This is a genomic window from Thermobifida sp. (assembly GCF_017577275.1).
GTDB lineage: Bacteria > Actinomycetota > Actinomycetes > Streptosporangiales > Streptosporangiaceae > Thermobifida > Thermobifida fusca.
Genome location: NZ_PITY01000013.1, coordinates 86,899 through 112,994 on the forward strand (window position 1 = coordinate 86,899; position 26,096 = coordinate 112,994).

The window sequence follows — 26,096 nt, forward strand, 5'->3', positions numbered from 1 at the left end:
ATTAGTCGTAATCATCATAATAGTTTTCTGTGTGAGGTGGGTCAAGGGATGCGGTTATGCAGAGCACAACCGCATCCGCTGCGGCTGGCGGGGACGTCTAGCTGCTGCGCTTGGCGAGCCTGCGGGCCAGGGAGTCGAGCAGGACCTCCGTGGCGCCCTCGTAGATGCGGAGCGGGCGGGCATTGCGGTAGAGGCGCTCGATCTTGGACCCGCGGATCAGCCCGAAGCGGCCCATGGCCTGCACCGCGCGGTCGACCACTCGTCCAGCCGCCTCCGTTGCGCTGACCTTGGCGATCGAGGAGTAGTCCAGGTGCGCGAGCGGATCGTTCTTGGCGAGCGCTGCCGCTCGGTAGGTGATGGCCCGGGCCGTCTCCACCTCGGTCCACGACAGGGCCAGGCTCTGGGACACTGCCCCCAGTTCCAGGAGCGGGCGGCCGAACTGGGTACGGGTCTTGGCGTGGCGTAGCGCCTCGTCCAGCGCAGCCTGGGCCAGGCCGACCGCCGAGCCCGCCACGGTGACCCGGAACACCGCGAGTGTCTGCAGCATGAGGGAGAACGCTTTACCCGGCACGCCGAGCCGGTGGTTTTCGGGCACTTCCGCACCGTCGAAGTGCAGTTCGCCGAGGATGTGCGGAGCGATCAGGTCGTCGCCACGCTCGACCGTCAGCCCGGGGGTGTCGGCGGGAACCAGCACCATGGAGTAGCCCTCGCCCTCCCGGCCGAGGACACAGTAGAAGTCGGCGGCACCGCCGTTGGTGATGAACGACTTGCGTCCGCTGACCCGCACCCCGGTGGGGGTGGCCTCGATCGTCGTGGTGACCCCGCGCAGGTCGGAGCCGATGTCCGGTTCGGTCAGGGCGAGTCCGGCGATCGCTTCCAGGCGCGCCACCTTAGGGAGCCACTCGCGTTTGAGCTCCTCGGTTCCGCCGACCGCCAGCGAGTAGCTGCCCACCCCCTGCATGCCGAAGAGGGAGTCCAGGTGGGCCGAGGTGTACATCAGCGCTTCGCGGATGACGGCGATCGCCAGCGGGTCGAGAACGTCGCTTTCTCCCCCGTAGGCGGCGGGAACCACATGGCGTGCCAGACCGCTCTCCCGCAGGATCTCTGCCACGCCCTGGTGGACCTCGACCGCCGCGTCTGCCTCGTCAGCGTACTCTTCCACCCGCTCGGCCACGGACCGCGCGATGCGCTGGATCTCGCGGTGACGCGGTCCCAGGTCGAACATCTGCCCCTCTTCCACGATCGCCCCTTCTCGTCTGAAGCTGTCTTGGTCCACGGTCCAGCTCGCGGCGGACCGTTTCGACGCGCGGCGTGTCTTCCGCCCGGGACCTGGTGGGCGTTCCGCGAACGTCGCTGTGGGCGGGCCCCCGCGACATGCCGCCGCTGTCCAGCCGCGTGTGGCGGGGGCCGACCGCTGATCCAGGAAATCCCTGTGGGCCAGGTGCTAGGCGCGCTGGTTGAACTTGCGGCCCAGCAGCTCGGAGACGATTCGGATCCGCTGCATGTTCGGGGTACCGCCCGCGATAGCCCAGCCGTGGGCGTCCCGGTGCAGCCGCTCGATGCCGTACTCTTCCGTGTACCCGTTGCCGCCGTGCAGTTGCATGGCCATGTCGGTCACGCGCTTGGCCATCTCGTTGGCGGCGCACTTGGCCAGGGAGACCTGCAGCGGGTCGGGCAGCTTCCCGCCCTCGGCGCTGGCCGCGGCGCGCTGCTGCAGCAGGCGCGCGGAGTCCACTTGCATCACCATGTCGGCCAAAGTGATCTGGACACTTTGGAACTCGATGAGCGGTTTGCCGAACTGCTCCCGCTCTTGGACATAGGCGATGGTGCGGTCGAGTGCCTCCTGGCCGATGCCGAGGCTCATGGTGGTGTTGCCGAGCCGCTCGATGGAGAAGACTCCGAACAGCTTGCCAAAACCGCCGGCGGGGACGACCAAGTTCTCCTTGGGGACCCAGACTTCGTCGAGGATGACGTCAGCGGAGGGAATGCCGCGGAAGCCCATGAGCCGTTCGGGGGGACCGAAGCTGAGGCCGGGGGTGCCTTTCTCGACGACGAGGGCGCCGATCCCCTTGGAGCCGGGTTCGTCGGTGAGGCGGGCGTAGACGAGGGAGAGGGCGGCTTCACCGCCGTTGGAGATCCACCGTTTGGTTCCGGTGATGACGTAGCCGTCGCCGGAGGGGCGGGCCGTGGTGCGCATGTCGGTTGCGGCCGATCCGGCGTCGGGCTCGGAAATAGCGACCGCCATGGTCTTCTCACCGGAGATGATGTCCGGCAGCCAGCGTTCGCGCTGCTCTTCAGTCCCCAGGTAGTTGATCACCTGGGCCGGACCGGTGTTGGCCTCGAAGATCTGGAAGGCGGCCGGGCGGCAGACCCGGGCAAACTCCTCAATCACCGCCAGCGCCTGGGCCAGCGGGGCTCCGGCACCGCCGTAACGCTCCTGGTGGGCGATGCCGAGGAATCCGAGCTCCCCGAGACGGATCCGCTCTTCGCGGGAGATCGGCTTCCGTTCCACGTCCAGTTGCTCGGCGATCGGCCCGTATACCTCGCGGGCGACCTTTGAAGCCAGTTCGCGGATCTCCGTGTACTCATCGACGGGTCTGGCCGTCATGGGGCTGTCCCCTTCCGGTCTTGGTTAATCATTATACTAGATTTCAGCATCCGGCTCCCCCTGGGTCAACAGACGTCGCACCGCCTCCAGCACGATTCCCCTCAGTGCGGCATTCCCGCCACCCTTGAGGTGCGCCGGGCGCTAAAACTCCCCCCACGACGCCTCCCACCCACGGGAGCTCTCCCCCACACCAGAAGGCCGCCGAACAAGCCGGTGGGATCGTCGTCACACCCCTCACACAAGCAGAATCATACCATAACCATGGTTATGTTGATCAGCAATTATGTGCTGGTTTCCCCCTTCGATACATCGAGGGCGCCCGCTCGAGCGCCCTCGATGCCTGTCTGCTCTTATTCCGGCTACCGTCCGGTCCAGCGCGGCTCGCGCTTCTCCACGAACGCGCGCGCCCCTTCCTTGGCGTCCTCGGACTCGCGCACCGGGTTGACGTACTCTTCCTGCTTCTCGAACTGGGTGTCCAGCGGCCAGTCCACCGAGCGGACCAGCACCTGCTTGGACGCGGCCAGGGCGAGCGGCGCGTTGGCGGCGACCTCCTCGGCCAGCTCCAGCGCGACCTCGAACGCCTTGCCCGGCTCGGTGAGCCGGTTGACCAGGTGGACTTCGGCGGCCTCGGTCGCGGGCCACATCTTCCCGGTCAGCACCAGCTCCATGGCGAGGTGGTAGGGGATGCGGTGCTGCAGGCGCAGCAGGCCGCCCGCCGCCGCGGTCAGCCCGCGCTTCACCTCGGGCAGGCCGAACTTCGCCTCTTGCGAGGCCACGATGAGGTCGCAGGCAAGCACGATCTCAAAGCCCCCGGCCAAGGCGTAGCCTTCCACCGCCGCGATCAGCGGCTTCTTCGGCGGCTGCTGCACGAGTCCCGCGAACCCGCGGCCCGGGACGACGGGGCGCTCCCCGCGGGCGAACCCCTTGAGGTCCATGCCCGCGCAGAAAGTGCCGCCCGCCCCGGTGATGATGCCGACACTCAAGTCGGGGCGGCTGTCCAACGTCTCCAGGGCCTCCGCGATGCGGTAGGCCATCGCCTGCGACATCGCGTTGCGGACCCGGGGCCGGTTCATGGTGATCACGAGCACCCGGCCGCGCTCTTCGACCAGAACCTCAGGTGCGTCGTCGTTGGTGGTGCTCATCGTCGCTTCTCTCTCCTGCCGCCCGCCGCTGCGGCGGCGGGACGCTGTGCGGTCGGGGCTCTCCGTTAGCGCGCGCTCATGCGCAGGGCACCGTCGAGGCGGATCACCTCGCCGTTGATCATCTTGTTCTCGATGATGTGGTGGGCGAGCATGGCGTACTCGTCGACGTGGCCCAGCCGGTTGGGGTGCGGCACCGACTTGCCGAGGGCGTCGCGGAGCTCCTGCGGGAAGCGGCTGAGGATCGGCGTGTCGAACACCCCGGGGGCGATGGTGGCGACCCGGATCTTCTTCGACGCCAGGTCGCGGGCGGCCACGAGGGTCATACCCACCACACCGGCCTTGGCCGAGGCGTAGGGGATCTGCCCGATCTGCCCCTCGTAGGCGGCGACCGAGGCGGTCAGCACGCACACGCCGCGCTCCTCGTCGACGACGTCGTTCTTCGCCATCCGGGCGGCGGCCAGACGCAGCATGTTGAACGTGCCGAAGAGGTTGACCCGGACGATCTCCTCATAGGTCTCCATAGACCCGGGGCTGCCGTCCTTCTCCACCACGCGCACGGTGGCGCCGCGTCCCGCGCAGTGCACCAGGGCGCGCAGCGGGGCCTTGGCTTCGGCGAGGTCGAGCGCGGCGTTGACCGCGTCGGTGTCGGTCACGTCCGCGGGGCCGAACTGCCCGCCGATCTCCTTGGCGACCTCCGCGCCCTTGGACTGCGGCAGGTCGATGATGACCACGTGGGCTCCCTGCTTCGCCAGCCGTGCCGCGGTCGCGGCTCCCAGCCCGGAAGCCCCTCCGGTCACGACGACGGAAGCTCCGTTGACGTCCACGCTGTCTCCTCCGAAAGTCAGTGGTCGCGGTCAGATGCGTTCGATGATGGTGGCGTTGGCCATACCGCCGGCCTCGCACATCAGTTGCAGGCCGAACTGCTGGTCGTTGTCTTCCAGGGCGTGCAGCATCGTGGTCATCAGCCGCGCGCCCGAGGCGCCGAGCGGGTGGCCTAGCGCGATCGCGCCGCCCCGGGGGTTGACCTTGTCGATGTCGATGTCGAACTCGGAGAGCCAGGCCAGGGGGACCGGAGCGAAGGCTTCGTTGATCTCGACGTGGTCGATGTCGGACAGCGAAAGGCCGGAGCGTTCCAGGACCTTCCGGGTGGCGGGGATGGGGGCCGTCAGCATGAGCAGCGGGTCGTCACCGCACACCGCCATGGAGTGGATGCGGGCACGCGGGGTGTAGCCGAGCTCTTCGCACTTGGCGCGGCTCATCAGCAGCAGCGCACTGGCCCCGTCCGTGATCTGGGAGGAGTTGCCCGCGGTGATCCGCCACTCGATCTCCGGGAAACGCTCGGACAGCTCGGGGGTGCCGAAGACGGTTTTGAGGGTGGCGAGTTTCTCGACGGTGCTGTTGGGGCGGATCGTCTCGTCGCGGTTGACCGTGCCGGACGGCGTCTCCACCGGGATGATCTCCCGGTCGAACAGTCCTGCTTCTTGGGTTTGGGCGGCCAGCGTGTGGGAGCGGACCGAGTACTCGTCCAGCGCGGTGCGGTCCAGGTTCCAGCGCGCCGCGACCAGTTCGGCCGCCACTCCCTGGGAGACGAGGCCCGGGTGGTAGCGCTTGGCGACGAGGGTGCCGTAGGGGTCAGCGCCCATACGCGCGGAACCCATGACGACGCGGCTCATCGACTCGACACCGCCGGCGACCACGATGTCGTAGACGCCGGCCATGATGCCTTGGGCGGCAAAGTGGACTGCCTGCTGACTGGAGCCGCACTTGCGGTCGATCGTTGTCGCCGGCACATGGGTGGGGAAACCAGCGCCAAGCCAGGCCATGCGTCCGGGGGTCGCCGACTGCTCGCCCACCTGCGACACACAGCCAATGATGACGTCGTCCACGGTCCCCGGGTCGAGGTCGTGGCGCGAAATCAGTTGGCGGAGCGTCTGGGCGAGCAGGTCCACCGGGTGGACGTCGGCGAGGGCTCCGCCCTCACGTCCGCGACCGGCGGCGGTGCGCACCGCGTCGACGATGACCACATCGTTGGATCGCGCTTTTGCCATACGTATTTCTTATCATGATTTGGATCATTCGTCTATATGTAGGCACAGCGCGACGCTCTGACGTGACCAGGGAAGACGGGAGGCGTGCCACCACCGCCACTCTGTCGCCGTCCAGCGCTCCCCCATGGGAGCACTGTTCACTGCTGCGGAGCGCGCGGCAGCGGGGAAGCTCAAGAGCTCCACACGATAGGAGCGTCGAGCACCTCGGGGAACTTCTTCTCGGCGTAGCGGACGTACTCGTGAATGTGCTGCGCCATCGCTTCAGCCGAGGCTTCCGGATCACGAGAGGCGATCGCCTCGTAGATGTTCAGATGGGCCTTGTGCACTGCGGCCCGACGGAACTGGGGATAGTCGATACCGATAGCCGAACCGTCGAGGATGCCGAGCAGGGAGTCCACGAGATACCCGAACATCACGTTGCCGGAGCCGTGGGCGATGAGGTCGTGGAAGCGCCGGTTCTGCTCCAGGAAGACCTCCTGGTCTTCCAGGTTGTCGCGCATCATGTCCACGCTCTCTTTGAGCTCTTTGAGCTTCTCGTCGCTCATGCGCTCCGAAGCCAGGCGGGCCATCATGGGCTCCAGCGCGGTGCGCGCCTCGGTGATCGTCCGGAAAGGCGCCTTCTCGAACTGCATGAGTAACGTCAGCGTGGTCGTGAGGCTGCTCGCATCCGGCTGCTGGACGATCGGACCGCCCCCGGGACCCGGCCGCAGTGAAATGACCCCTTGCAGTTCCAGGAAGCGCAGCGATTCACGGAGGGTTCCTCGCCCCACGGAGTACTCGTCGAGCATCACCCGCTCCGGGGGGAGTCGGTCACCCACCCTGTTTCCGCGCCGGTGGATGTCGGCGACGATCTGCTGGGCGACCAGCATCGCTGTCTTCTGTGGCCTCAGGGGTGGGTGGGCCATGGCAAGCACCTCCACTTCGGGGTCGATCCTCTGGCGGCGTGATTATCGCCAGATAGATTAATGATACGCATAGTTAAACTAACTAAGCTTCCTAGTAATACGAAAAGCAACATCTCAAGCACAGAGTGCTAGAGATTGCGCTACGGCAAAGAAAAAAGGGTGGCGCCATGTCAGAACACAATGGCGAACCACCCACTACGTAGCGCGAAACCGTCCCGGGAGCAACACGACCCCACTGGGTCGCTGCCGAAACGGCGTCGGGCCTACCGCGTGAAGACGATCTTGCCGAACAGGTCGCCTGCCACCATGGCGGCGAACCCGTCGCGCGCCCGCTCCAACGGCATCGTGTCGTGGATGACCGGCCGAACTCCGGTGAGGTCGAGGAAGCTCAGCAACTGCTCGAGCTCCCGTCGGCTGCCCATCGTGGAACCCTGCACCCGCATCTGCTTGAAGAAGATCCGGGTCAGCTCGGCGTTGTCCGGCTGGGGCCCCGAGGTGGTCCCTGCAATGACGACCGTGCCCCCGGGACGCAGCGACTTGACCGAGTGCGACCAGGTCGCCCGGCCGACCGTCTCCATGACCGCATCCACCCGCACGGGAAGCCGTTCGCCGGGCGCAAAAGTATCGTGGGCGCCCAGTTCACGGGCGCGTTCGCGTTTAGCGGCATCCCGGCTCGTCGCAAAGACCCGCAGCCCCGCGGCCCGGCCCAGCGCGATCAGCGCGGTCGCCACTCCCCCACCCGCGCCCTGCACCAGCACGCTGTCGCCGGGCTTGAGTTCAGCCTGGGTGAACAGCATGCGGTAGGCGGTCAGCCACGCGGTCGGCAGGCAGGCAGCCTCCTCGAAGGAGAGCGACCGGGGCTTGGGGACGAGGTTGCGTCGGGGAACAGCCACTTTTTCCGCGAACGTCCCCTGGTACCGTTCGCTGAGCAGCGAGCGGTGCGGGTCGAGGGTTTCATCCCCCACCCAGTCCGGGCTGCTGATGACAGCGTGGACCACGACTTCGTTGCCGTCCTCGTCGTACCCGGCAGCGTCGCAGCCGAGGATCATCGGCAGCTGCTCTTCGCGCAGACCCACCCCGCGCAGCGACCAGACGTCGTGGTGGTTGAGCGACGCGGCCCGGACCGTGACCACCGTCCAGCCCGCTGGGGGTTCGGGGTCGGGACGCTCCCCCAGGCGCAGCGCAGACAGCGGGTCATCGGACGAGAAACTCTCGGCGTAGACGGCGAACATTGACTTTCCCCTCGGGTCGCGAGCGCATCCGTGTGCCGGAGTATAGATGTCGCTCCGTGGGCTTCCCGGCACGGCACCGCGTCAAAGGGCAGGTTCGCCGGGGCCCGCCTCTTTTCTTAAGAGAAGAAGAGACGCGGCCCCGCGTCCGACGATCTCACTCGACGGTGATGGCCCGCTCCGGGCAGGCCTCGGCTCCATCCCGGGCCGCCGCCTCCAGTTCGGGGCCCACCTCTTCGTGGAGCACGTAGGCGTGCCCGTCTTCTTCGCGCGGCGCAAACACGTCGGGCGCGGTCATGTAGCACACACCGTGCCCTTGGCACTGCTTTCCGTCGACTCGGACGCGCATGTTGCCCTCCTTAGGGACCAGAGATCCCTATTCTCCCTGGCCATCTTGACATTAATGCTTTTGAGTATAACGATTATCACCAGGACCGCAATAAAGATCACACACCATACGAGATCTCGTCACAGACCATATCCGCACAGCTCACAACGGACTTCCGCGCACGAACCAGGACAGGAAAGGGCACACAGCATGAGCAACCCCACGCGTTGCCCGGTGATCCACTTCGATCACCACTCTCCGGAGCACGCCAAGGACCCGGTGGGCGCCTACCGCGCGCTGCGGCAGACCCACAAGCGCGGCTGGACCGAGGCCCACGGCGGCTACTGGGTGCTGTCGGACTACCAGAGCGTCTTCGACGCCGCCCGCGACGACGACCTGTTCTCCTCCACCCGTGAGGCGGCGGGCACTGACGGGCTGGCCATCGTCATCCCCCCGACCCCGATGTACCACCACATTCCCATCGAGGTCGACCCGCCGGAGTTCCGGAAGTACCGCAAGATCGTCAACCAGGTCACCGCGCCCGCCGCGGTGGAACGGATGAAGGAGATGGTGGAGCGGTACACCGTCGCCTTCGTCGACAGCGTCATCGAAAAGGGCGAGTGCGACTTCACCACGATCATCGGTGTGCCCGCGATCGTCACCATCGACTGGCTGGGCCTGCCCGTGAAGGACTGGAAGCGCTACGCTGACGCCCACCGCGCCACCCTGGCCGAGCCCCAGGACAGCGAGGCGTTCCGGCACGCCGTCGAAGTGGAGCTTCCCGCCCTGTCCCAGCAGATGTGGGACACCATCCGGGCCCGCCGCCAGGAGCCCAAGGACGACGTCATCAGCTTCCTGGTGTCGCAGAAGGTCGACGACCGTCCCATCACCGACGAGGAGGTCTTCGCCATGGTCGACCTGCTCGTCTCCGGCGGCACCGGAACCACGGCTTCGCTGGTGAGTCAGGCCCTCGTCTGGCTGGCCAAGAACCCCGACGTCCGCCAGGAACTCATCGACGACCTGAGCCTGCTCGACCGCGCTGTGGAGGAGTTCCTCCGGGTCTTCTCCCCCACGCAGGCTCTGGCCCGCACCGTCACCCGCGACGTCGAGTTCCACGGCTGCTCGATGAAGAAGGGCGACCGGGTCCTCCTCTCGTGGGCGTCGGCCAACCGGGACGAAGAGCAGTTCGAGAACCCCGACACCATCGACATCCACCGGTGGCCCAACCGCCACGTCGCCTTCGGTATCGGTATCCACCGGTGCGCGGGCTCCCACCTCGGCCGGTTCATGGCCAAGCGGCTGCTGCAGGAGATCCTCACCCGCATGCCCGACTACACGATCGACTTCGACGCCCTGGTGCCCTTCCACGACCAGGGCACCAACGTGGGCTTCCGGAGCATCCCCGCCAAGTTCACCCCCGGCAAGCGGGTGCTTCCCCTGTCCGAAGCGGTCATCGGCTGATCCCGCACGCCAACGCCCACTATGGAACGGATCGTCATTGTGGGAGGCGGCCTCGCCGCCTCCCGAACCTGCGAACAGCTCCGCAGCCGGGGATACGAGGGCGAGCTGGTCATGCTCTGCGCCGAGCCGCATCCCCCCTACGACCGGCCGCCGCTGTCGAAGGCTGCACTTCTTGAGGAGGAGCACGACTCCACCTTCCCCACCGACTACGCCCAGTTGTCGGTGGACGTGCGGCTCGGGGTCGCCGCCACCGGGCTCGTCCCCGATGCGCGCACCGTGCAGACCACTGACGGAGAGCTGTCCTACGACGCGCTCGTCATCGCCACCGGGGCCTCCCCGATCCGGCTGCCCGGCCCGGGACGCCAGTTCACGGTCCGCACCGTGGAGGACGCGGCCCAGCTCCGGGCCGAACTCAAGCCCGGACAGCGGGTGGTCCTGGTGGGAGCGAGCTGGATCAGCGCCGAGGTCGCAACCGCGGCCCTGCGCCGGGGATGCTCGGTGACCTGCATCGAAGCAGGGCCCGCTCCCCTCTCCGCTGCGCTTGGTGCAGACGTAGGCCAGCGCTTCCTGCCCTGGTGGTCGGAGGTGGACTTGCGGCTGGACACGGGAGTCGCCGAGGTCACCGAGACCGGGGTGCAGCTCGCCAACGGCGAGCAGGTGGACGCCGACGTGGTCGTCACCGGGATCGGGGTACGTCCGGCCGTCGACTGGCTGTCCGGTTCGGGGATCGCACTGGACACCGGGGTGGTCGTGGACGAGCACCTGCGCACCTCCCTGCCGGGCATCTACGCCCTCGGCGACGTCGCGGTGCGCTGGTCGCCGCGGTGGAACACCCGGATCCGGGTCGAGCACTGGGACGACGCGCGAGAAGCAGCCCGCACTCTCGCTGGCGTTCTGCTCCACGACCCGTCCAGCCAGGACCCGCTGCCTGTCCACGATCCGGTGCCCTACTTCTGGAGTGACCAGTTCGGTCACAAGATCCAGTACGTGGGACACCACAGCCCGGAGGACACGCTGGTCATCCGGGGCGACGGCACCCCGCAGTGGGCCGCAGCCTGGGTGGATGCCGAGGGGCGCCTCACCGCGCACCTGAGCATCGACGCGCCGCGGCTGATGATCGACGCGCGCATGGCCATCGCCGCGGGAGCCCGCCCTGACGAGGCCGCCCTGCGCGACCCGCAGGCCAAACTCGCTCCACCTTGCGGGCGTTGACCTCTCCAGGGGATACCGCCGCTACCGTCCCCGGTGCTGATCCCCCAGCACCGGGGACGGTTCTTTGTGCGCTCCTGCCAGGTGAGGTGGGACTCCTGGCGCCCGCCCCACCTCTTCTCCCAGGGTCCTGCTGCCCTGTCCCGCGGGGAAACGAGGGCGACACGGCTACGAAGACTCCCACCAATAGGAACGCTATGTAACCATAAGGTCACTAAGAGACGTGACATTGGGGGAGTCATGCGCCGTTCCATCACTCTTGCTCTCACCGGACTCCTGACCGGTGTGCTGGTCTCCACGAGCACGCCCAACGCCGCGGCCGAGGTCGACCACCAGCCGGTGATCTTGCCGAACTGTGCGGTAACCCTGGTCCCTAAACGGCGGGGACGCCGATTCCGCGGAATGCCTCCAGCCTGCCCGGGACACCATGGCCTCGAACCGCGGCAGCGGCCACCACCACTGCGGACACCACCACCATGGCCGCTGCGACGACGACTACGTCCCATACGTCGTGGTCGCGGAGCACGGGCCGTGGGGGTCGCGGGCTGAACGCGAAGGCTGGCACCTCTACTTTGTCGAACCCGGGCTGTACTACATCCCGCAGAAATTCAACGACCAGGCGAGCTCGTGGGCCTCCTACGGGTTCTGCGGCTACTTCCACGTCCACGCTCCAGGCACCGAGCCGGCCGCGTTCTTCCCGAAGAACCGGGCGGGCAACTTCCCGTACGGCAGGGTCGGCAACGACGAGCTCTCCGGGGTCAGCGTCTACGACCACTGCGCCTGACCAGCCCCGACCACAGCAGGGCTGGGGCGGTGTCGGGCACCGCCCCAGCCCTATGCCCGGGGTTATTGCTCTGCGGCCGGGGCAGAGGAACGGCGTTGGAGGAGCAGTCGCACCTGCGCGGAGAGTTCCGGCATGAGACACCAGGCAGAGCACGGCAAGCGCAGTGGCCAGGCCGCCGCTGCAGACCCGCTGCTTGTCGAAAAGGTCCTGACCGGCCTGGACATCGGGATCTACGTCACCGACGCACAAGAGCGCATCGTCTCAGTGAACCCGCGTGCCGAAGAGATCCTGCGCTGGTCCGCAGCGCTTCTGGTCGGCAGCAACGCGCATGACGCACTGCATCGGAGCGCAAACGGCACCCTGCTGTCGCCCCAGGAGTGCAAACTGACCCAGGACTACCAGCACGAATTCACCATCCGTGCGGGCAGCGCATGGTTCATGTGCGGCGACGGCGGACTGCTGCCGGTGGTGTGGCTGGTCGCCCCCTACCGGTTGGAGAACGGAGATCCGGGGACGGCGGTGCTGTTCCACGAACGGGTCTTCGACCCTGAAATGTTCGGCACGTACGACCCCGACCATGTGGCAGCGCTGACCGCGAACCTGTCGCTGATCTCCGCAACCACCACGGTGCTGACCTCCCATGTGGAGATCGCGGAAGCCCTGCGCCAAGTCGTGCAGTTGGTGCTGCCGCGCCTCGCCGACTGGGCCATCGTGGACTTGATCGACGAACACGGCCACGTCCGCCGGGCCGCGGCGATACACTACCACGACAACCGCCACGTGCGGGTCGAAGAACTGGAAGGCTCGCTCCCACCGGTTCCCCCGGAGTCGCAGATGCCGCTCTCCCGGGTCCTCAAAGGCGCCCCGGTGTCCCGGATCAGCCCCGAAGACTACAGCGTGCCCCCGGACGCGGAGATGGCCGTGGTGCAGCGGCGACTGTTCGCCACCACGGGGATGCATTCCGCGATCGCCGCTCCGCTGCGCGGCCGGGGCGGCAGCATCCTCGGCGCGCTGACCCTCGGCCGTTCCAAGGAGCGTCCCGACTTCACCTCCACCGAGATCACCCTGGTCGACGACATCGCCCACCAGGCCGGGCTCGCCCTCGACTACGAGCAGCAGCGCCGAGTCGCAGAAACCATGCAGCGCTACCTGCTGCCGCAGCTTCCCCGCATCCCCGGACTCGAAATGGAGGCACGCTACTACCCTGCACCCCAGTCCTCCCGGGTCGGCGGCGACTGGTATGACGCGTTCACCTTGGCGGACGGCACGCTCACCATGGTGCTCGGCGACGTGACAGGACACGACCTGCGCTCGGCCGCCCAGATGGCCGAGATCCGCAGTATGCTGCGCGCTTTCGCCTGGGACCACACGTCCACCCCCGGGGAGATCGTCTCCCGGCTCGACCAGGCGCTGGTCACTTTGGACGCCCCCACCATGGCCACCCTCATCTTCGCCCGGCTGGAACGGACAGCGGACTCTTCATGGCAGTTGGCCTGGACCAATGCTGGGCATCCGCCCCCGCTGCTGCTCGACCGCGACGGCCACAGCCGCTTTCTCGACGCGGAGAATGACCCTCTGCTCGGCATCGTCCCCTTTGCGCGTCGCCAGAACTTCACCACCACCCTGACACCGTCGACCACCGTGGTGTTCTACAGCGACGGCCTGGTCGAATCGGCTGCGCGCCCTATCGACACCGGCCTGGAGTCGCTGCGCGACCACGCTGCCCGCCTGGCGCACTCCTCCCTTGCGGACTTGTGCGACGGGCTCATCTCCCGGGTCCGTGCCGCGGGCCACGACGACGACGTGGCGCTCCTCGCGCTCCGTGTCACCGACCCTCAGATGGTCCCGTGCACCCCGAAGACGCAGATCAACAGCGCATCCCCCACCTGATCCCGAGGCCCGCTCCCGCTTCTTAGGCTGGGCGTGCCGCAGGCTTCGGTGCGGCGGGCGGCTGCCCGCACTCTCCAGCACCCAATGAGACTCAGATCACTCACATCTATGAAATTAATAATAAGCAATATATTGTTATCTGCGTCTCATTGCCGACCCCTCTGGGAGCGTTGATGAAAGCAGCCGTCCTGCACGAGTTCCGCAAGGACCTAGTGATCGAGGACGTCACTGTCTCCGAGCCCGCCCCCGACGAAGTCCTCATCCGCGTCGCAGCCTCCGGTGTCTGCCACACCGACCGGACCATGCAGCAGGGAGCCAACGACCTTCCCCTGCCCCTCATCCTCGGCCACGAAGTCGCAGGAATCGTGGAACGGGTAGGCAGCGCCGTCACCGCCGTCGAACCCGGCGACCACGTGGTGACCTGTGCTTCCGCCTTCTGCGGCACCTGCCGCTGGTGCATGCGCGGCGAACTCCAGCACTGCGCGCACAAGCGCCGCTCCAGAGACCCCGGCCAGCCGCCGCGGCTCTCCCAAGGCGACACCCCCGTCGAACCGTTCGTCGGCCTCGGCGGATTCGCAGAACAGGTCCTCGTCTACGAAGGCGCCGTCGTCAAACTGCCCGAGGAGATGCCGCTCGACCGCGCCGCCCTCCTCGGCTGCTCCGTCATCACCGGCATGGGCGCGGTACGCAACGCCGCCCAGGTGCAATCCGGTCAGACTGTGGCCGTTATCGGCTGTGGCGGTGTGGGCCTCAACGTGATCCAAGGAGCCCGACTGTGCGGGGCCGCGCAGATCATCGCCATCGACCGGCTCGCCGACAAACTCGACCTCGCCCGGCAATTCGGCGCCACCCACACCATCGACGCCAGCACCACCGATCCGGTGGAGGCCGTGCGCGAACTGACCGGCGGCGGAGTCGACCACGCCATTGAAGTGGTCGGCATCGCCGCGACCATGGAGCAGGCCTTCCGGATGCTCGACACCAAGGGCACCGCCACCGTCGTGGGTGTGGCCCACCCCGAGGTGCAGGTGAGCATCCGCGCCACCGACCTGCTGCTGGAAAAACGCCTCCAGGGATCCAAGATGGGCTCTGCCCGCCCCCGGATCGACATCCCCTTCTACTGCCAGCTCTACCTGGACGGCCGCCTCAAACTCGACGAACTCCTCACCGCCCGGGTGCCCCTCAGCGAGGTCAACAGCGCCCTGGCCGCCCTCGACAACCCGCTCGGCGCACGCACGGTCCTCACCTTCTGATCGCTGCCGACGGCCTGGCTTTTCCTCTCACACTTCCTCGTCCTCTCAGTACGGTTGGGGCCTCCCCGCGGGGAGGCCCCAACCGTACTGGCACGGAGAGCGCACCGCACCCCGCTCTCCGCCCTGGAAGCTCCCGGCAACGTCCCCGAGATTTGACGCGGTCTTCCGCGCCATAGAGCATCGAAGGCATTCGGGATCCCACAGCATCCCGTCCTCTCGAACAGGAAGCTGGGAAAGAGAGTGCCAGTCGCGATGTCCTCCCACGACAAGCACGAGGATGAGGGAGTCGCGCAACTACTCCCGATCTTCGACCCCGAACTGCCCGCCGAGGTAAGAGAGCGGCTCGCCCGTCGCACCGGCTCTTTGCTTCCTGCCGAGAAGAAGCCCAGCCGCACCAGGGGCGAAGAGGTCAGACCGCGCTCTGCCGGGGGCAGAGCAGTCAGCGCGGTCTTCCTTGTGGCCCTGACCGCAGGGGCTACTGCAGCAGTGGCGTGGGCGGTTTCCACTTTCATGGATTTCTTCGCTGTGATCGCCACGCTGCTCATGCTCGCAGGGATTGTGGCTGCTTTCCGCGTCCGCGGTTGGCTGGGAGGGATAGCTGCCTTTTCCTTTTTGGTGGCCTGATCACCTTTGGAGATTGGCTGGGCCACGACGGTATTGTCATCCTGGCCTCCGTTGTCACCGCCCTCCTGGGGATTCTGGTGACGATCGGTGTGCTCGTCGCGGACGACTCTCCCCGCACGCACCACGACCGCTATTTCATTCCCGACGACTTCGACGAGTACGGGCAGACACTCCTGCTGCATGTCCAGCGGACTCGACGTCTCATCGAGGAGTCCGCGGCGGCCCTCGGCGAAGCCTTCGACGGCCAGCAGGCATCGATGATCGTGCAAGATCAAGAGTGGCAGCTGGCGCGCCTGCTCTACCAGCAGCAGAAACTCAGTGCTGAGCTGGCGGAACGCGAGGAGAACGCCGTCTCTGCCACCGTGCGCGCGTCACTGCGGCCCCAGCGGGAGGCGATCCGCGCAGTGCACGAGGCGATCGAGCGGCGGGTCGCTGCCATCGTCGACTACGGGGAGAAAGTGCGCCTGGCCGTGCAGCGGCAGCGCGAGTGGGAGCAGATCGAGGAAGCACGGAGCCGGGACAGCGCCTACGGGGAGCTGCTCGCCGAAGCCACCGCGGCACAGCTCGGCGTCGACCACTTGGCCACAGCCGCAGACCTGGAGGCGATCCGCGAGGCCCGCGACGCCAGCATCCGCGACGCCCTGGCTGCAGGCCAGTGGCTGGCACAGGCCGCCGATGTGCTGTCCTCTCCCGAGCAGGACTGACGCGCTGCAGGACTCCCGGGGGACATAACCTCCCAAATCATCACTCATTTCACTTCTGTCATTTTATTTAAAAAATCCAACTTATGAAACAAAAGGGAAATATTCTCTTATTTTTATCACTCCCTGTTTTTGATCAATTCCAATTAGTAATATTTCTCTCAGCATGGGAGCGTTCCCATGCCCGGAGCCCCCACATCCGGAAATTTGGAGAACACTAATGCATCGTTACTCTCGTACCGGGAAACACCGGTGGACAGTACGGGCTCTCGCGGTCCTCTTCACAGCCCTTCTCGGGCTGACCCAGTGGACCGCCCCCGCGTCCGCCCACGGGTCGGTCATCAACCCCGCGACCCGTAACTACGGTTGCTGGCTGCGTTGGGGCCACGACCACCTCAACCCCAACATGCAGTACGAAGACCCCATGTGCTGGCAGGCCTGGCAGGACAACCCCAACGCCATGTGGAACTGGAACGGCCTGTACCGCGACTGGGTCGGCGGCAACCACCGGGCTGCCCTCCCCGACGGCCAGCTGTGCAGCGGTGGCCTCACCGAAGGCGGCCGCTACCGCTCCATGGACGCCGTAGGCCCGTGGAAGACCACCGACGTCAACAACACCTTCACCATCCACCTGTACGACCAGGCCAGCCACGGCGCAGACTACTTCCTGGTCTACGTCACCAAGCAGGGCTTCGACCCGACCACCCAGCCGCTGACCTGGGACAGCCTGGAACTGGTGCACCAGACCGGCAGCTACCCCCCGGCCCAGAACATCCAGTTCACGGTCCACGCCCCCAACCGCAGCGGCCGCCACGTGGTCTTCACCATCTGGAAGGCCTCGCACATGGACCAGACCTACTACCTGTGCAGCGACGTGAACTTCGTCTGATGCACCAGGTCTGACCGGAACAGTGCAGGCCCCGCCGGCAGCCGCACCGGCGGGGCCCTTCCTTCTCTCACCCGGGCTCGGCCCGACGTCCTCAGCTTGGGGCGGGCCGAGCGCGGGTGTAGGCGGCGCGCAGCGCGGACACGAACGTCTCCACGGGCTGAGCGCCGGACACCGCAAACGCCCGGTTCAACGCGAAGAACGGCACCCCGCGCACCCCGAGGGTGCGTGCCGCCGCGAAATCGTCCCGCACCTGCTGGGCGTAATCGTCCCCCGCCACTACCCGACGGGTCTCCTCCTCGGGAAGCCCGATCTCCACACCCAACCGGACCAGCGTGTCCGCGTCGTCGAGGACCTGCGCCTCCACCAGTTGGGCGCGCAGCAGCCGCTCGTGCGCGGCATCCCCCTTGCCATGCGCCTTGGCCAGATGGGTCAAGCGGTGGGCGTCGAACGTGTTCACCATCGTGGCCTGTTCGAGGCGGTACTCCAGGCCCTCCTCCGCGGCCAATGCGGTGACCCTCGCGTTCATCTGCCGGACCTGCTCGAGTGTGCCGCCGATCTTCTCCGCCAGCATCTGCGGCACAGGCTGGCGGACCCCTGCGGGGAACGTCGGGTCGAGCTGGAAGCTCCGCCAGACGACCTCCACCTCATCGGCGTGCTCGAACTGCGCCAAGGCACGCTCCAGGCGGCGCTTGCCGATGTAGCACCACGGGCACACCACATCCGACCAGACCTCGACGGTCACAGCCCGGTCCGGGGCGCTCACCAGCACACCCCGTCCGTGCAGGTCGGGGCGTCACTCTCCCCGACGATGACCAGTCCGTTCCCGGGGGGCGGTGAAGGAGCCTCCAGGTCCTCGTGCGGGTCGCGGGATCCAGCAGACGGTGTCTCTGGAAGCTGCGGCGTCTCCATCAACATCCTCACTCACCGGTGCTTACGGGGGGTATCAGTGGCCGACCGCACCGCAGTCGGCCACTGTCATCAACAGCCCCGGCTCGCGTCCTCTTCCCGCTTCACCGTTCGACCCGCTCCACCGGGACCCACAGTTCGGCTTCTACATAGGCTCCGTCCTGCGACATCGTGGTGCGCAACAGTTCCGGCCCCGGCACACTCTGGTAGGGGTTGGCGGGAAACCACTGGGTGAACACGTCCCGCCACAGGTATTGGATGGCGTACGGCGCCTCTCCCTCCACTTCGAACACCGCCCACAGCCCTGCCGCCACGGGCAGCACCGCCATGTCCTCGGGTGCTGGCGCACTAGTGACCACCCCGTGGTAGTAGTCCAGTTCGGTGCCTTCCGGTGCGCTCACCCGCTCACCGGCGATGTTGGCAACAGCTGCGACCACTCCCCGCGGCTCCTGATCGGACAGTTCCGCCAGCCGCTGCAGTGTCCCAGGGTCGATACTCCGCACAAACTCGACGATGGCCGGGTTAGGCCCCTCATAGACGAGAGGCACGCGCGCCTTCTTCCCAACCACCTGGAAAGCGTCCTTCTCCATAATCCGGTATCGCATGTCTGTGCTCCCTTCAACGACGAGCCGGAAGGACATCCGAGGTTGGGAGCGCAAAGGCGCACCGGTGCGCCGGGCCTCCCCCGGCCCTACCCCGTGCATGGCGCGGAACGCCCGCGCAAACGCCTCCGCCGAGCCGTAGCCGTAGCGCACGGCAATGTCGAGCAGGGTGCGGTCCCCCGCCAGCACTTCGGCTCCGGCAACGGTGAGCCGCCGCCGTCGGATGTACTCCGACAGCGGCATCCCCGCCAGTGCAGAAAAGAGCCGCCGCATGTGGTACTCCGACGTGGCCGCGATCCGCGCCAGCTCAGCACCCTCGATCCGCTGGTCGAGGTGGCGCTCGATGTACTCCATGGCCTGGTTGAGCCGGTCCAGCACCTGGATCTCCTTCCTCTGCTGTTTCACGCTAGAAGGAGCCCCCGCGGCCCCGCCCGATCTTGTATGCCCGATTCGGTCAGGTGGCTGGGCCGCTGCATTCACGCAGCCCAGCCACGCCGTACTCCTGCCCTGCCAGGCGGACTCCACCGGCCGGGGCACGGCGCTGCACGCGTGGCTCAGTCCCGCCCGGAGAGCCGAGCAATCGTGCGGAAAAGCGCAGAATGGTCCAGGTCGCCGTCACCGTTTGCGCGCGCTGCCGCAATGAGCTGCGCGGCCGCAGCCGCCACAGGAATCACCACCCCGGCTTCCCGGGCAGCTGTCGTGACAATGCCGAGATCCTTGTGGTGCAGGTCGAGCCGGAACCCCGGCGTGAACGAGCGGCGACGCATCAGCTCAGCCTTGTGCTCCATGATCGCGGAGCGCGCCAGCCCGCCGCCGAGGACGTCCAGAGCGGCCGACACATCCACCCCGTAGGCTTCCAAGAAGACGATCGCTTCGGCGAGCACCGCCAGATGCCCCGCCACAATGAGCTGGTTGGCGGCCTTCACCGTCTGCCCCGAACCGCTCGGCCCCACGTGCACGATCGTCTTTCCGACCACTTCGAGGAACGGTCGGGCGGCCGCGAAATCCTCCTCGGTGCCGCCAACCATGATGGACAGGGTCGCGTTCTGCGCGCCCACCTCGCCCCCGGACACCGGGGCGTCAACCATGCGCAATCCCCTGCTGCGGGCCTGGGCGGCAAGATCAGCGGTCACATCGGGGCGGATTGTGGAAAAGTCGATGATCAGCGTGCCAGGCTTGGCCGTCTCGAACACGCCGCCCGCACCGGTGAGAACCTCGACCACGTCAGGCGTGTCGGTGACCATGAGCGCGACCACGTCCGCATCGGCGACCGCCTCGGAGACGCTTGCCGCAGCGGTTCCTCCGGCCTCCACCAAAGCCTTCGTCTTCGCGGGAGTGCGGTTGTACCCGACAACCTGGTGTCCAGCATTGTGGAAGTGGACGGCCATCGGGCTTCCCATGATGCCCAGTCCGATGAAAGCGATACGGGCCATAGCGCTGCGGTTCCTCTCCACTCGGATCAGTTCGCGGCGACGCGCTGCGCGACCGGGGACCACTGCGGATCAGCGGGACCGCCCCGGCCCTCGCTCGGCGCGTCCGCCGGGCCACCACCATCCCTACCAAGTCCGCGTAGCCGCGCGCCCACGCGGGGTACCCGTGCCCGTTCCACGAGCAGGCTCTAGGCAGCGGTGGCGTCCTTGTCAGTCGAGAGGAACCGCGATGAGGTGTTCCGAGACGCCTCGTCGGCCGTCCCGCGGGACAGCCGGTCTGGGCACAGGTCTTCCCGGTGCTGCCGTTTTTCGCCTGGCAGCGCCCGCCAGCAGGCTAGAGGTTCGCTTCCTGGCGGAAACGTTCTGCCTGCGCAGCGTGCATGGCATTGACGTAGACGTCGTAGCGCTCTGCCTGCAGGCTCTGCACGCTGGAGAAGTCCCGCTGCCCCCGGGTCGCCCAATGTGCAGCAAACCCGAAGACCGCACCCCAGAGCGCACCGATCGCCACGCTGACCAGGATCACCCAGAACCATGCCGGGCCGATCGCGAACAAGCCGAACAGCAGGCCGACGAACAGGCCGAGCCAGGCCCCTGTCCCTGCGCCGGCCAGGGCCGCTTTCACCTTGGTCATCCGCCCGGTGACCTGCTCCACTGTGCGCACACCGTCCCCGATGATGCGCACATGCTCCACGGGAAATCCCCGGTCGGACATCCGATCGACTAGCCGCTGCGCTTCCGCGTACGTGGCATAGCTCGCGATCCGCCGCTGTCCTCGCTGCGCGGGGATGCTGCCGGAGGGAGCGTTGAACTCGGGACCGTTCATCATCGCCTCCGTGGACTCGTCCACCTGGGCGGGACCGCACAGCGGTTCCGCGTTCTCTGGCACGGCTGCCCCCAGCGGCGCGGTCCAATCATCCACCCGCCTACTTCCCGCCTCTTGCCCGCGAACCGGCAGGCAGCAGCCCCGTACGGTATCCGCTGGCTGTCCTGTTATCCCGTGCACCCCACCGTCCGGAAAGCCGTGCTCCCCTGCGCGCAGCGTGTTGCTCTTTTGATGTCCGCGGGTAGAGGCCACGGGGCACCGTCCGAAGAGGCCCCATGGAGAACTACACGGTTCAACTCGCGCTCGTCGCAGTTCTGGTGTTGACGAACGCGGTCTTCGCGGGCAGCGAGATCGCGCTCGTCACCCTGCGGGAAAGCCAGCTACGGCAGCTCGAGCGGCGCGGGGCAGGCGGGCGTGCTGTGGCACGCCTCGCCCGCGACCCCAACCGGTTCCTGGCCACCATTCAGATCGGTATCACCTTGGCCGGGTTCCTTGCCTCCGCGACCGCTGCGGTCTCCCTCGCCCAGCCGTTGATTCCGCCGCTCAGCACAGTCTTCGGCACAGCTGCCCCGCCCGTGGCGATCGTGCTGGTCACCGTAGCGCTGACTTTCATCACCCTGGTCTTCGGGGAGCTCGCTCCCAAACGCATCGCCATGCAGCGGGCGGAAACCTGGGCGGTGCTCATCTCCCGGCCGCTCACCCTGCTCTCCGTGCTGTCTCGGCCCGCGGTGTGGCTCCTCAGCGTCTCCACCGACCTGGTGGTACGGCTCAGCGGAGGCGACCCGGCAGCCACCCGGGAAGAAATGTCGCAAGAGGAGCTGCGTGACCTGCTCGCCACCCAGCCCAACATCACCCGCAAACAGCGCACCATTCTCACCGGGGCGTTCGAGATCGCCGACCGGAACCTGCGACACGTCCTCATCCCCCGCCGCGACGTCGTTGTCGTCCCCGCGTCCATGCCCGCCCAGGACGCGGCACGTTTCCTCGCCGAGCACGGGCATTCCCGGGCCCCGGTCGTCGCTGACGACGACCTGGAAACCGTGGTGGGAGTCGCGCACTGGGCGGATCTGCTGCGGGGGGAAGGCAGCGCTCGCGCAGCCGCTCGCGCCCCGCTGCTGCTCGCCGACTCCCTGCCGGTCTCCCTGGCTTTGGAACGCATGATCGCGGAACGCCAGCACTTGGCGCTCGTCGTCGACGGCACGGGAGCGATCGACGGCATCGTCAGCCTCGAAGACCTGCTCGAGGAGATCGTGGGAGACATCTACGACGAAACGGACACGGCTCCCCTCGCCGTTACCCGGCTGCCCGACGGTTCTTTGCGGCTGCCCGGCACGTTCCCCGTGCACGAACTCCCCGAGCTGGACGTGCACCTCACCGACCGGCCCGCAGGCGACTACGTCACCGTGGCCGGGATGCTGCTAGCCCAGCTCGGCCACATCCCCGAGAAACCCGGGGAGCAGGTGGTCTTGGGCTCGTGGACTGCCACGGTCGCAGCTGTGAACGGCCGGGCCATCACCGAAGTCGTGCTCAGCCCGCACGCAACGCCGGAGTGACCGCTCTTAACGTGCCGGGCCACCGGCGACAGAAAAGCGCGAACCGCCCGCACAACACAGCTCCCCTCCACCTTCGTCTCTCGGTGCAGGGGAGCTTGCACCACGCAGGCGTCCCGTTGGGACACCGCTGACCGCGTCCCAGGGCGGGCTGAACGGAACCCGGAAAACGGTTCTCACAGAAATTGAACCCGTCTCATACTTCCCCCCGCCCTACGAAAACCGGAACGGACAGTACGCATCAGTGCTCGACGTCGAGGAACAAAAGGCCTATCGATCCCCACGAAGGGATAAATCAGCCACTGTCGAGGATCTTTCTTCGCTAAAATCGACACACTTTAGCAACCAGCCAGCTCAGTCGCCTCGACTTTGCACCAGGAAGACGCACTAGCGCCAATAGTCTCCGAGGTACTGTGCTGAAATCCTTGCACAACTCCAGCAGCGGGAGGCTCCTTGAGCTTCTTCACACAGCGTCGGCTCCACCAAAAACGAAAACAGCGCTTCGGAAACGCCGGAGAGCCATTCTCCCCCTTCGCTCTCACCCTTTCCGTATCGGCAGCCGAGAAAAATCTTCCAGAGAAGAAAACGCTGGGTGTCATTACCTATGGCTATTTTCCCTGGTGTCTAGCCTCTGCTCCCGAGCTCCCCTCACGCTGCTTGCGGCTCCGCTCCCAGCAGGTAGCGCAGCGCCATCTCCGCGAGATGCCGGTTGAAATCGTCACGGTCGAGAGAAGCCGGCGCCAGCACTGCGCCGCACCCGACGTGCACGATCAGCGCGGAGTAGACAGCAATCAGGCACATCTGCACCGCCGTCTCCGGATCACTGTGCGCGATCTGCGGTTTTGCCAGCAGCAACAGGTTGGTGAGCCGGTCGATGAGCTGCCTGTTGTACCACTGGACCCGCCGGTAGATCCTGTCGTGGGTAGTGGGTGAAAGAGTCATGAGTGACCGGGTGAAGGACTCGTGGCGACGAAGGATGCTGCCGAGCTCCGTGAAGAGCCGTGTGACTAGTTCAGGACCGTCAAGACCGATCCACTGCTCCTCGTCGTCAAAAATCCGCATCTCCTCCCAGACCCGGTTCACCCAGTACTCGTAGACAGCAACGAGAAGCGCATCCTTGCTGGGAGTGCGGTCGTAGATAGCCCGAGGGGCAACCTTAGCGCGCTCACAGACAGCCGCAATGGTGAACGCCTCATACCCGCCTTCTTCGAACAGGGAAGCACCGGCCTCCAGCACCCGCGCCCACGCTCGACGGCTCCGCTCCTGACGTGGCGGTCGGATCAAGAATTCCTCGGTGAGCGCATGCGACTCTGCCTCTTTCACGATCTTCCCCTCATACCTCCGTGTCATCAGGGGGAACCCTACTCCTGTCCCAGCCATTATTCAGGCATTTAAACGTTCCCCCACCAACCGTAGTTTGGATTTCGCTTTGAAGGGATTGACCAGTTGGCATCGCGCAAATAACCAGTTGCCTTAACCCGTTTTGGAGCGCTTTTCTACCGCCCATCAAGAATGGCTCTTCTCACAGGCGAACCCTCTGCGCAGGCCAGCTGCACCAGCCACAGCCCCTGCACCTGCCCGCAAGAGAGCCCTCCGCAGACCACAGGCACCAGACGCCCCGCTCACCCCACCCCGCCGCACCCGCGTGCAGCCCGCACGGTCCACCAAACCCCGTCCCGGCCCACCGCCGGCATGACCACTCACCCCGCTCCGTTAACCTGATCCGACGGCGGGGCCCCGAGCCTCAGCCCCGGACGAGGTGCGCCGTACCCGGTCAGGACAAGACGGCGCGGCACTTCCCTACGACTCGGAGGCGGAGATGGCCTGGCTGCTCCTTATCTTGTCCGGACTCCTCGAAACCGTATGGGCGATCGCGCTCGACGCCTCACGCGGCTTCACCCGGCTCTGGCCCTCGGTGATCTTCCTCGTCGCCATGGTGCTCAGCATGGTTGGCCTGTCCCTGGCCCTCAAATCCATCCCCGTCGGCACCGGCTACGCGGTATGGGTCGGTATCGGCGCGGTCGGCACCGCCACCGTCGGCATGGTCTGGCTCGGCGAAGCCGTGAGCGTGGCGAAAATCTGCTGCCTCCTGCTCATCATCAGCGGCATCGTCGGGCTTCGAGTACTGGAATAAGCCGCTTCCCGCCGAGCCCACACGGTTCTAAAGCTCGCGGATCACCCGCGCAGGATTCCCCACCGCGACCACGTTCGCCGGAAGGTCACGGGTGACCACCGCCCCCGCGCCCACCACCGTGTTGTCGCCGATCGTCACCCCTGGGCAGACGATGACACCGCCGCCCAGCCACACGTTCTCCCCGATCGTGATGGGCTCGGCCGCCTCCCACTTGGCGCGCCGCAACTCGGGATCCAACGGATGGGTGGGGGTCAACAACTGCACGTTCGGGCCGATCTGCGTGTCAGCGCCGATCCGGATCGGCGCCACGTCCAACATGACCGCCCCGAAATTGACGAACGTCCGCGGTCCGATACTGATCTGGTAGCCGTAGTCCACGTACAGCGGCGGGCGGATCTCCACATCCTCCCCGACCTCACCCAACAGTTCCGCCAGGATCGCCCGCCGCCCGTCAGCGTCCTCCGCAGGAGCCGTGTTGAACCGCTCCATCAGCTTCATCGCCCGCCGCAGGTCAGCCGCCAGCTCAGGATCGTCGGCAATGTACAGTTCGCCTGCGAGCATGCGTTCCTTCTGCCCTGCCACAGTCGCCTCCCGTTTCCGCCCAGCGGAATGCCTGCCCCAGCCTACTTGCGCCCTGCCTGTCCGCGGCACCCCGCCCAGCCGCGGGATGCCGCACCCGACGGTTAGCGCTTCAAGAACGCGTCAATCAACCGGGCCGCATCATCGGTACCGATCGCGCGGCTGATCGTCTCCGCCTCATCAGTGACACTCTGCTGCGGTGACACCGTCCACGACGAGCGGAGCAGCCGCTTCGCCTGGCCGAGAGCAAACGCGGGCCCCGCAGCAAGCTGCGCGGCGACCTCTTCTGCCCGGCTGACCGCCGCCTCGTCGTCAACCACTTCGGTGACCAGCCCCCACTCGCGTGCCTCCTCTGCGGTCAACGGCCGGTTCATCAAGGCCATCTCCAACGCCCGCTGCTGCCCGACCGCTCGGGGAAGCAGATAAGACACCCCGCAGTCAGGCGTCAACCCCACCCCGGCATAGGCCATGAGGAACTTGGTGGAACGCGCCGCCACCACCAGGTCAGCGGTGAGCACGAACGCGAGACCGGCCCCGGCGACCGCCCCGTGCACCGCGGCCACCACCGGCTTAGCCAACTCTGTCAACCGCAGCAGCCCGTCGCCCAGCGTGGCAGCGAGCTCGTTCAAATACCCCGACCGGTCCTCAGCCGCCATCATCGACGCCACGTCCCCGCCGGCACAGAACCGCTTCCCCTCGCCGGTGAGGAGCACCACCCGAACCGCCGGGTCCCCGGCCTGGTCAACCGCCTCCCCAAAAGCCCGTGCGGCCGCCATGTCCACCGAGTTCGACGCTTCCGGACGGGCAAGCGTGATCCGCGCAATCCCCCCGTCCACCACGCAGCGCACACCACTCATCCGACCCACCACCTTCCCCTCGAATCCTGCTGTCTTCCAGTGGCGGGCCCGAAAACACTTCGCCAGCGGCACCGCCACGGGGATTACCAGCGCCACACTAGGCCGCCCCGCCCCCCCCCCCCCCCGGCCCCCCCCGGCCGCCTC

General features: G+C 66.8%; 25 protein-coding genes and 1 riboswitch. Of the genes, 10 read left to right on the plus strand and 15 right to left on the minus strand.

Annotated elements, in window-relative coordinates; genetic code table 11:
* Positions 1 to 97 precede the first annotated feature (97 nt).
* The 8 genes from CW348_RS02090 to CW348_RS02125 form a co-directional block, all read right to left on the minus strand.
* Positions 98 to 1,240 carry an acyl-CoA dehydrogenase family protein gene (locus CW348_RS02090; protein ID WP_199850761.1) on the minus strand — a complete coding sequence of 381 codons (1,143 nt, stop codon included), beginning with the start codon at positions 1,238 to 1,240 and terminating at the stop codon, positions 98 to 100.
* 204 nt (positions 1,241 to 1,444) lie between these two features.
* Complete coding sequence (locus tag CW348_RS02095) at positions 1,445 to 2,608, minus strand: acyl-CoA dehydrogenase family protein (protein WP_287462578.1); 1,164 nt, start codon at positions 2,606 to 2,608, stop codon at positions 1,445 to 1,447.
* 359 nt (positions 2,609 to 2,967) lie between these two features.
* Complete coding sequence (locus tag CW348_RS02100; RefSeq protein ID WP_011291721.1) at positions 2,968 to 3,750, minus strand: crotonase/enoyl-CoA hydratase family protein; 783 nt, start codon at positions 3,748 to 3,750, stop codon at positions 2,968 to 2,970.
* A 65-nt stretch (positions 3,751 to 3,815) separates the two neighbouring features.
* Positions 3,816 to 4,574: an SDR family NAD(P)-dependent oxidoreductase gene (locus CW348_RS02105; RefSeq protein ID WP_011291720.1), complete on the minus strand. Its 759-nt coding sequence runs from the start codon at positions 4,572 to 4,574 to the stop codon at positions 3,816 to 3,818.
* A gap of 30 nt (positions 4,575 to 4,604) precedes the next feature.
* Entirely contained in the window at positions 4,605 to 5,798 is a 1,194-nt protein-coding gene (locus CW348_RS02110) for a thiolase family protein (RefSeq protein ID WP_011291719.1), read from the minus strand.
* Positions 5,799 to 5,968: 170 nt separating this feature from the next.
* A complete protein-coding gene (locus tag CW348_RS02115; protein WP_011291718.1) occupies positions 5,969 to 6,703 on the minus strand; it encodes a FadR/GntR family transcriptional regulator in 735 nt (244 codons plus the stop codon).
* A gap of 263 nt (positions 6,704 to 6,966) precedes the next feature.
* A complete protein-coding gene (locus CW348_RS02120) occupies positions 6,967 to 7,935 on the minus strand; it encodes a zinc-binding dehydrogenase (RefSeq protein ID WP_011291717.1) in 969 nt (322 codons plus the stop codon).
* 154 nt (positions 7,936 to 8,089) lie between these two features.
* The gene (locus CW348_RS02125) at positions 8,090 to 8,281 is read right to left on the minus strand and encodes a ferredoxin (protein ID WP_011291716.1); all 192 of its coding nucleotides are present in this window, start codon (positions 8,279 to 8,281) and stop codon (positions 8,090 to 8,092) included.
* A gap of 189 nt (positions 8,282 to 8,470) precedes the next feature.
* On the opposite strand from CW348_RS02125, the gene CW348_RS02130 reads away from it, so the two are divergent.
* The 8 genes from CW348_RS02130 (at position 8,471) to CW348_RS02165 (ending at position 17,071) form a co-directional block, all read left to right on the plus strand.
* On the plus strand, positions 8,471 to 9,721 hold the full coding sequence (locus tag CW348_RS02130; RefSeq protein WP_104612857.1) for a cytochrome P450: 1,251 nt from the start codon (positions 8,471 to 8,473) through the stop codon (positions 9,719 to 9,721).
* Between the two features lie 21 nt (positions 9,722 to 9,742).
* Positions 9,743 to 10,933 (plus strand): NAD(P)/FAD-dependent oxidoreductase, encoded by a 1,191-nt coding sequence (locus CW348_RS02135; protein WP_104612858.1) that lies wholly within the window; start codon positions 9,743 to 9,745, stop codon positions 10,931 to 10,933.
* Positions 10,934 to 11,357: 424 nt separating this feature from the next.
* On the plus strand, positions 11,358 to 11,714 hold the full coding sequence (locus tag CW348_RS02140) for a hypothetical protein (protein ID WP_258076878.1): 357 nt from the start codon (positions 11,358 to 11,360) through the stop codon (positions 11,712 to 11,714).
* A 132-nt stretch (positions 11,715 to 11,846) separates the two neighbouring features.
* Positions 11,847 to 13,604: a SpoIIE family protein phosphatase gene (locus CW348_RS02145; RefSeq protein WP_016188570.1), complete on the plus strand. Its 1,758-nt coding sequence runs from the start codon at positions 11,847 to 11,849 to the stop codon at positions 13,602 to 13,604.
* A 173-nt stretch (positions 13,605 to 13,777) separates the two neighbouring features.
* A complete protein-coding gene (locus tag CW348_RS02150; RefSeq protein WP_011291711.1) occupies positions 13,778 to 14,857 on the plus strand; it encodes a Zn-dependent alcohol dehydrogenase in 1,080 nt (359 codons plus the stop codon).
* A gap of 240 nt (positions 14,858 to 15,097) precedes the next feature.
* A complete protein-coding gene (locus CW348_RS02155; RefSeq protein WP_258076879.1) occupies positions 15,098 to 15,481 on the plus strand; it encodes a hypothetical protein in 384 nt (127 codons plus the stop codon).
* Positions 15,482 to 15,558: 77 nt separating this feature from the next.
* Positions 15,559 to 16,185 (plus strand): hypothetical protein, encoded by a 627-nt coding sequence (locus tag CW348_RS02160; RefSeq protein WP_258076880.1) that lies wholly within the window; start codon positions 15,559 to 15,561, stop codon positions 16,183 to 16,185.
* A gap of 217 nt (positions 16,186 to 16,402) precedes the next feature.
* Positions 16,403 to 17,071 (plus strand): lytic polysaccharide monooxygenase, encoded by a 669-nt coding sequence (locus CW348_RS02165; protein WP_011291709.1) that lies wholly within the window; start codon positions 16,403 to 16,405, stop codon positions 17,069 to 17,071.
* 91 nt (positions 17,072 to 17,162) lie between these two features.
* On the opposite strand, the gene CW348_RS02170 is transcribed toward CW348_RS02165, so the two are convergent.
* The 4 genes from CW348_RS02170 to CW348_RS02185 form a co-directional block, all read right to left on the minus strand.
* Positions 17,163 to 17,834 (minus strand): DsbA family oxidoreductase, encoded by a 672-nt coding sequence (locus CW348_RS02170; protein WP_011291708.1) that lies wholly within the window; start codon positions 17,832 to 17,834, stop codon positions 17,163 to 17,165.
* A gap of 247 nt (positions 17,835 to 18,081) precedes the next feature.
* Complete coding sequence (locus tag CW348_RS02175; RefSeq protein ID WP_104612859.1) at positions 18,082 to 18,957, minus strand: helix-turn-helix domain-containing protein; 876 nt, start codon at positions 18,955 to 18,957, stop codon at positions 18,082 to 18,084.
* Between the two features lie 176 nt (positions 18,958 to 19,133).
* Entirely contained in the window at positions 19,134 to 20,012 is an 879-nt protein-coding gene (locus CW348_RS02180; RefSeq protein WP_011291706.1) for an NAD(P)-dependent oxidoreductase, read from the minus strand.
* 331 nt (positions 20,013 to 20,343) lie between these two features.
* Entirely contained in the window at positions 20,344 to 20,928 is a 585-nt protein-coding gene (locus CW348_RS02185; protein ID WP_011291705.1) for a general stress protein, read from the minus strand.
* Between the two features lie 179 nt (positions 20,929 to 21,107).
* Here CW348_RS02185 and CW348_RS02190 point away from each other — a divergent pair, with 179 nt between their 5' ends.
* On the plus strand, positions 21,108 to 22,385 hold the full coding sequence (locus tag CW348_RS02190; protein WP_104612860.1) for a hemolysin family protein: 1,278 nt from the start codon (positions 21,108 to 21,110) through the stop codon (positions 22,383 to 22,385).
* Positions 22,386 to 23,030: 645 nt separating this feature from the next.
* Here CW348_RS02190 and CW348_RS02195 read toward each other — a convergent pair.
* On the minus strand, positions 23,031 to 23,732 hold the full coding sequence (locus tag CW348_RS02195) for a TetR/AcrR family transcriptional regulator (protein WP_081638431.1): 702 nt from the start codon (positions 23,730 to 23,732) through the stop codon (positions 23,031 to 23,033).
* Positions 23,733 to 24,114: 382 nt separating this feature from the next.
* Positions 24,115 to 24,176, plus strand: a riboswitch (guanidine-III (ykkC-III) riboswitch).
* A 25-nt stretch (positions 24,177 to 24,201) separates the two neighbouring features.
* Here CW348_RS02195 and CW348_RS02200 point away from each other — a divergent pair.
* Complete coding sequence (locus CW348_RS02200) at positions 24,202 to 24,516, plus strand: multidrug efflux SMR transporter (protein ID WP_011291702.1); 315 nt, start codon at positions 24,202 to 24,204, stop codon at positions 24,514 to 24,516.
* Between the two features lie 27 nt (positions 24,517 to 24,543).
* Here CW348_RS02200 and CW348_RS02205 read toward each other — a convergent pair whose 3' ends face one another.
* Both CW348_RS02205 and CW348_RS02210 read right to left on the minus strand, forming a co-directional pair.
* Positions 24,544 to 25,077, minus strand: coding sequence for a sugar O-acetyltransferase (locus CW348_RS02205; protein ID WP_016188565.1), 534 nt, complete (start codon positions 25,075 to 25,077; stop codon positions 24,544 to 24,546).
* Positions 25,078 to 25,199: 122 nt separating this feature from the next.
* Positions 25,200 to 25,952: an enoyl-CoA hydratase/isomerase family protein gene (locus CW348_RS02210; RefSeq protein ID WP_016188564.1), complete on the minus strand. Its 753-nt coding sequence runs from the start codon at positions 25,950 to 25,952 to the stop codon at positions 25,200 to 25,202.
* Between the last annotated feature and the right edge of the window lie 144 nt (positions 25,953 to 26,096).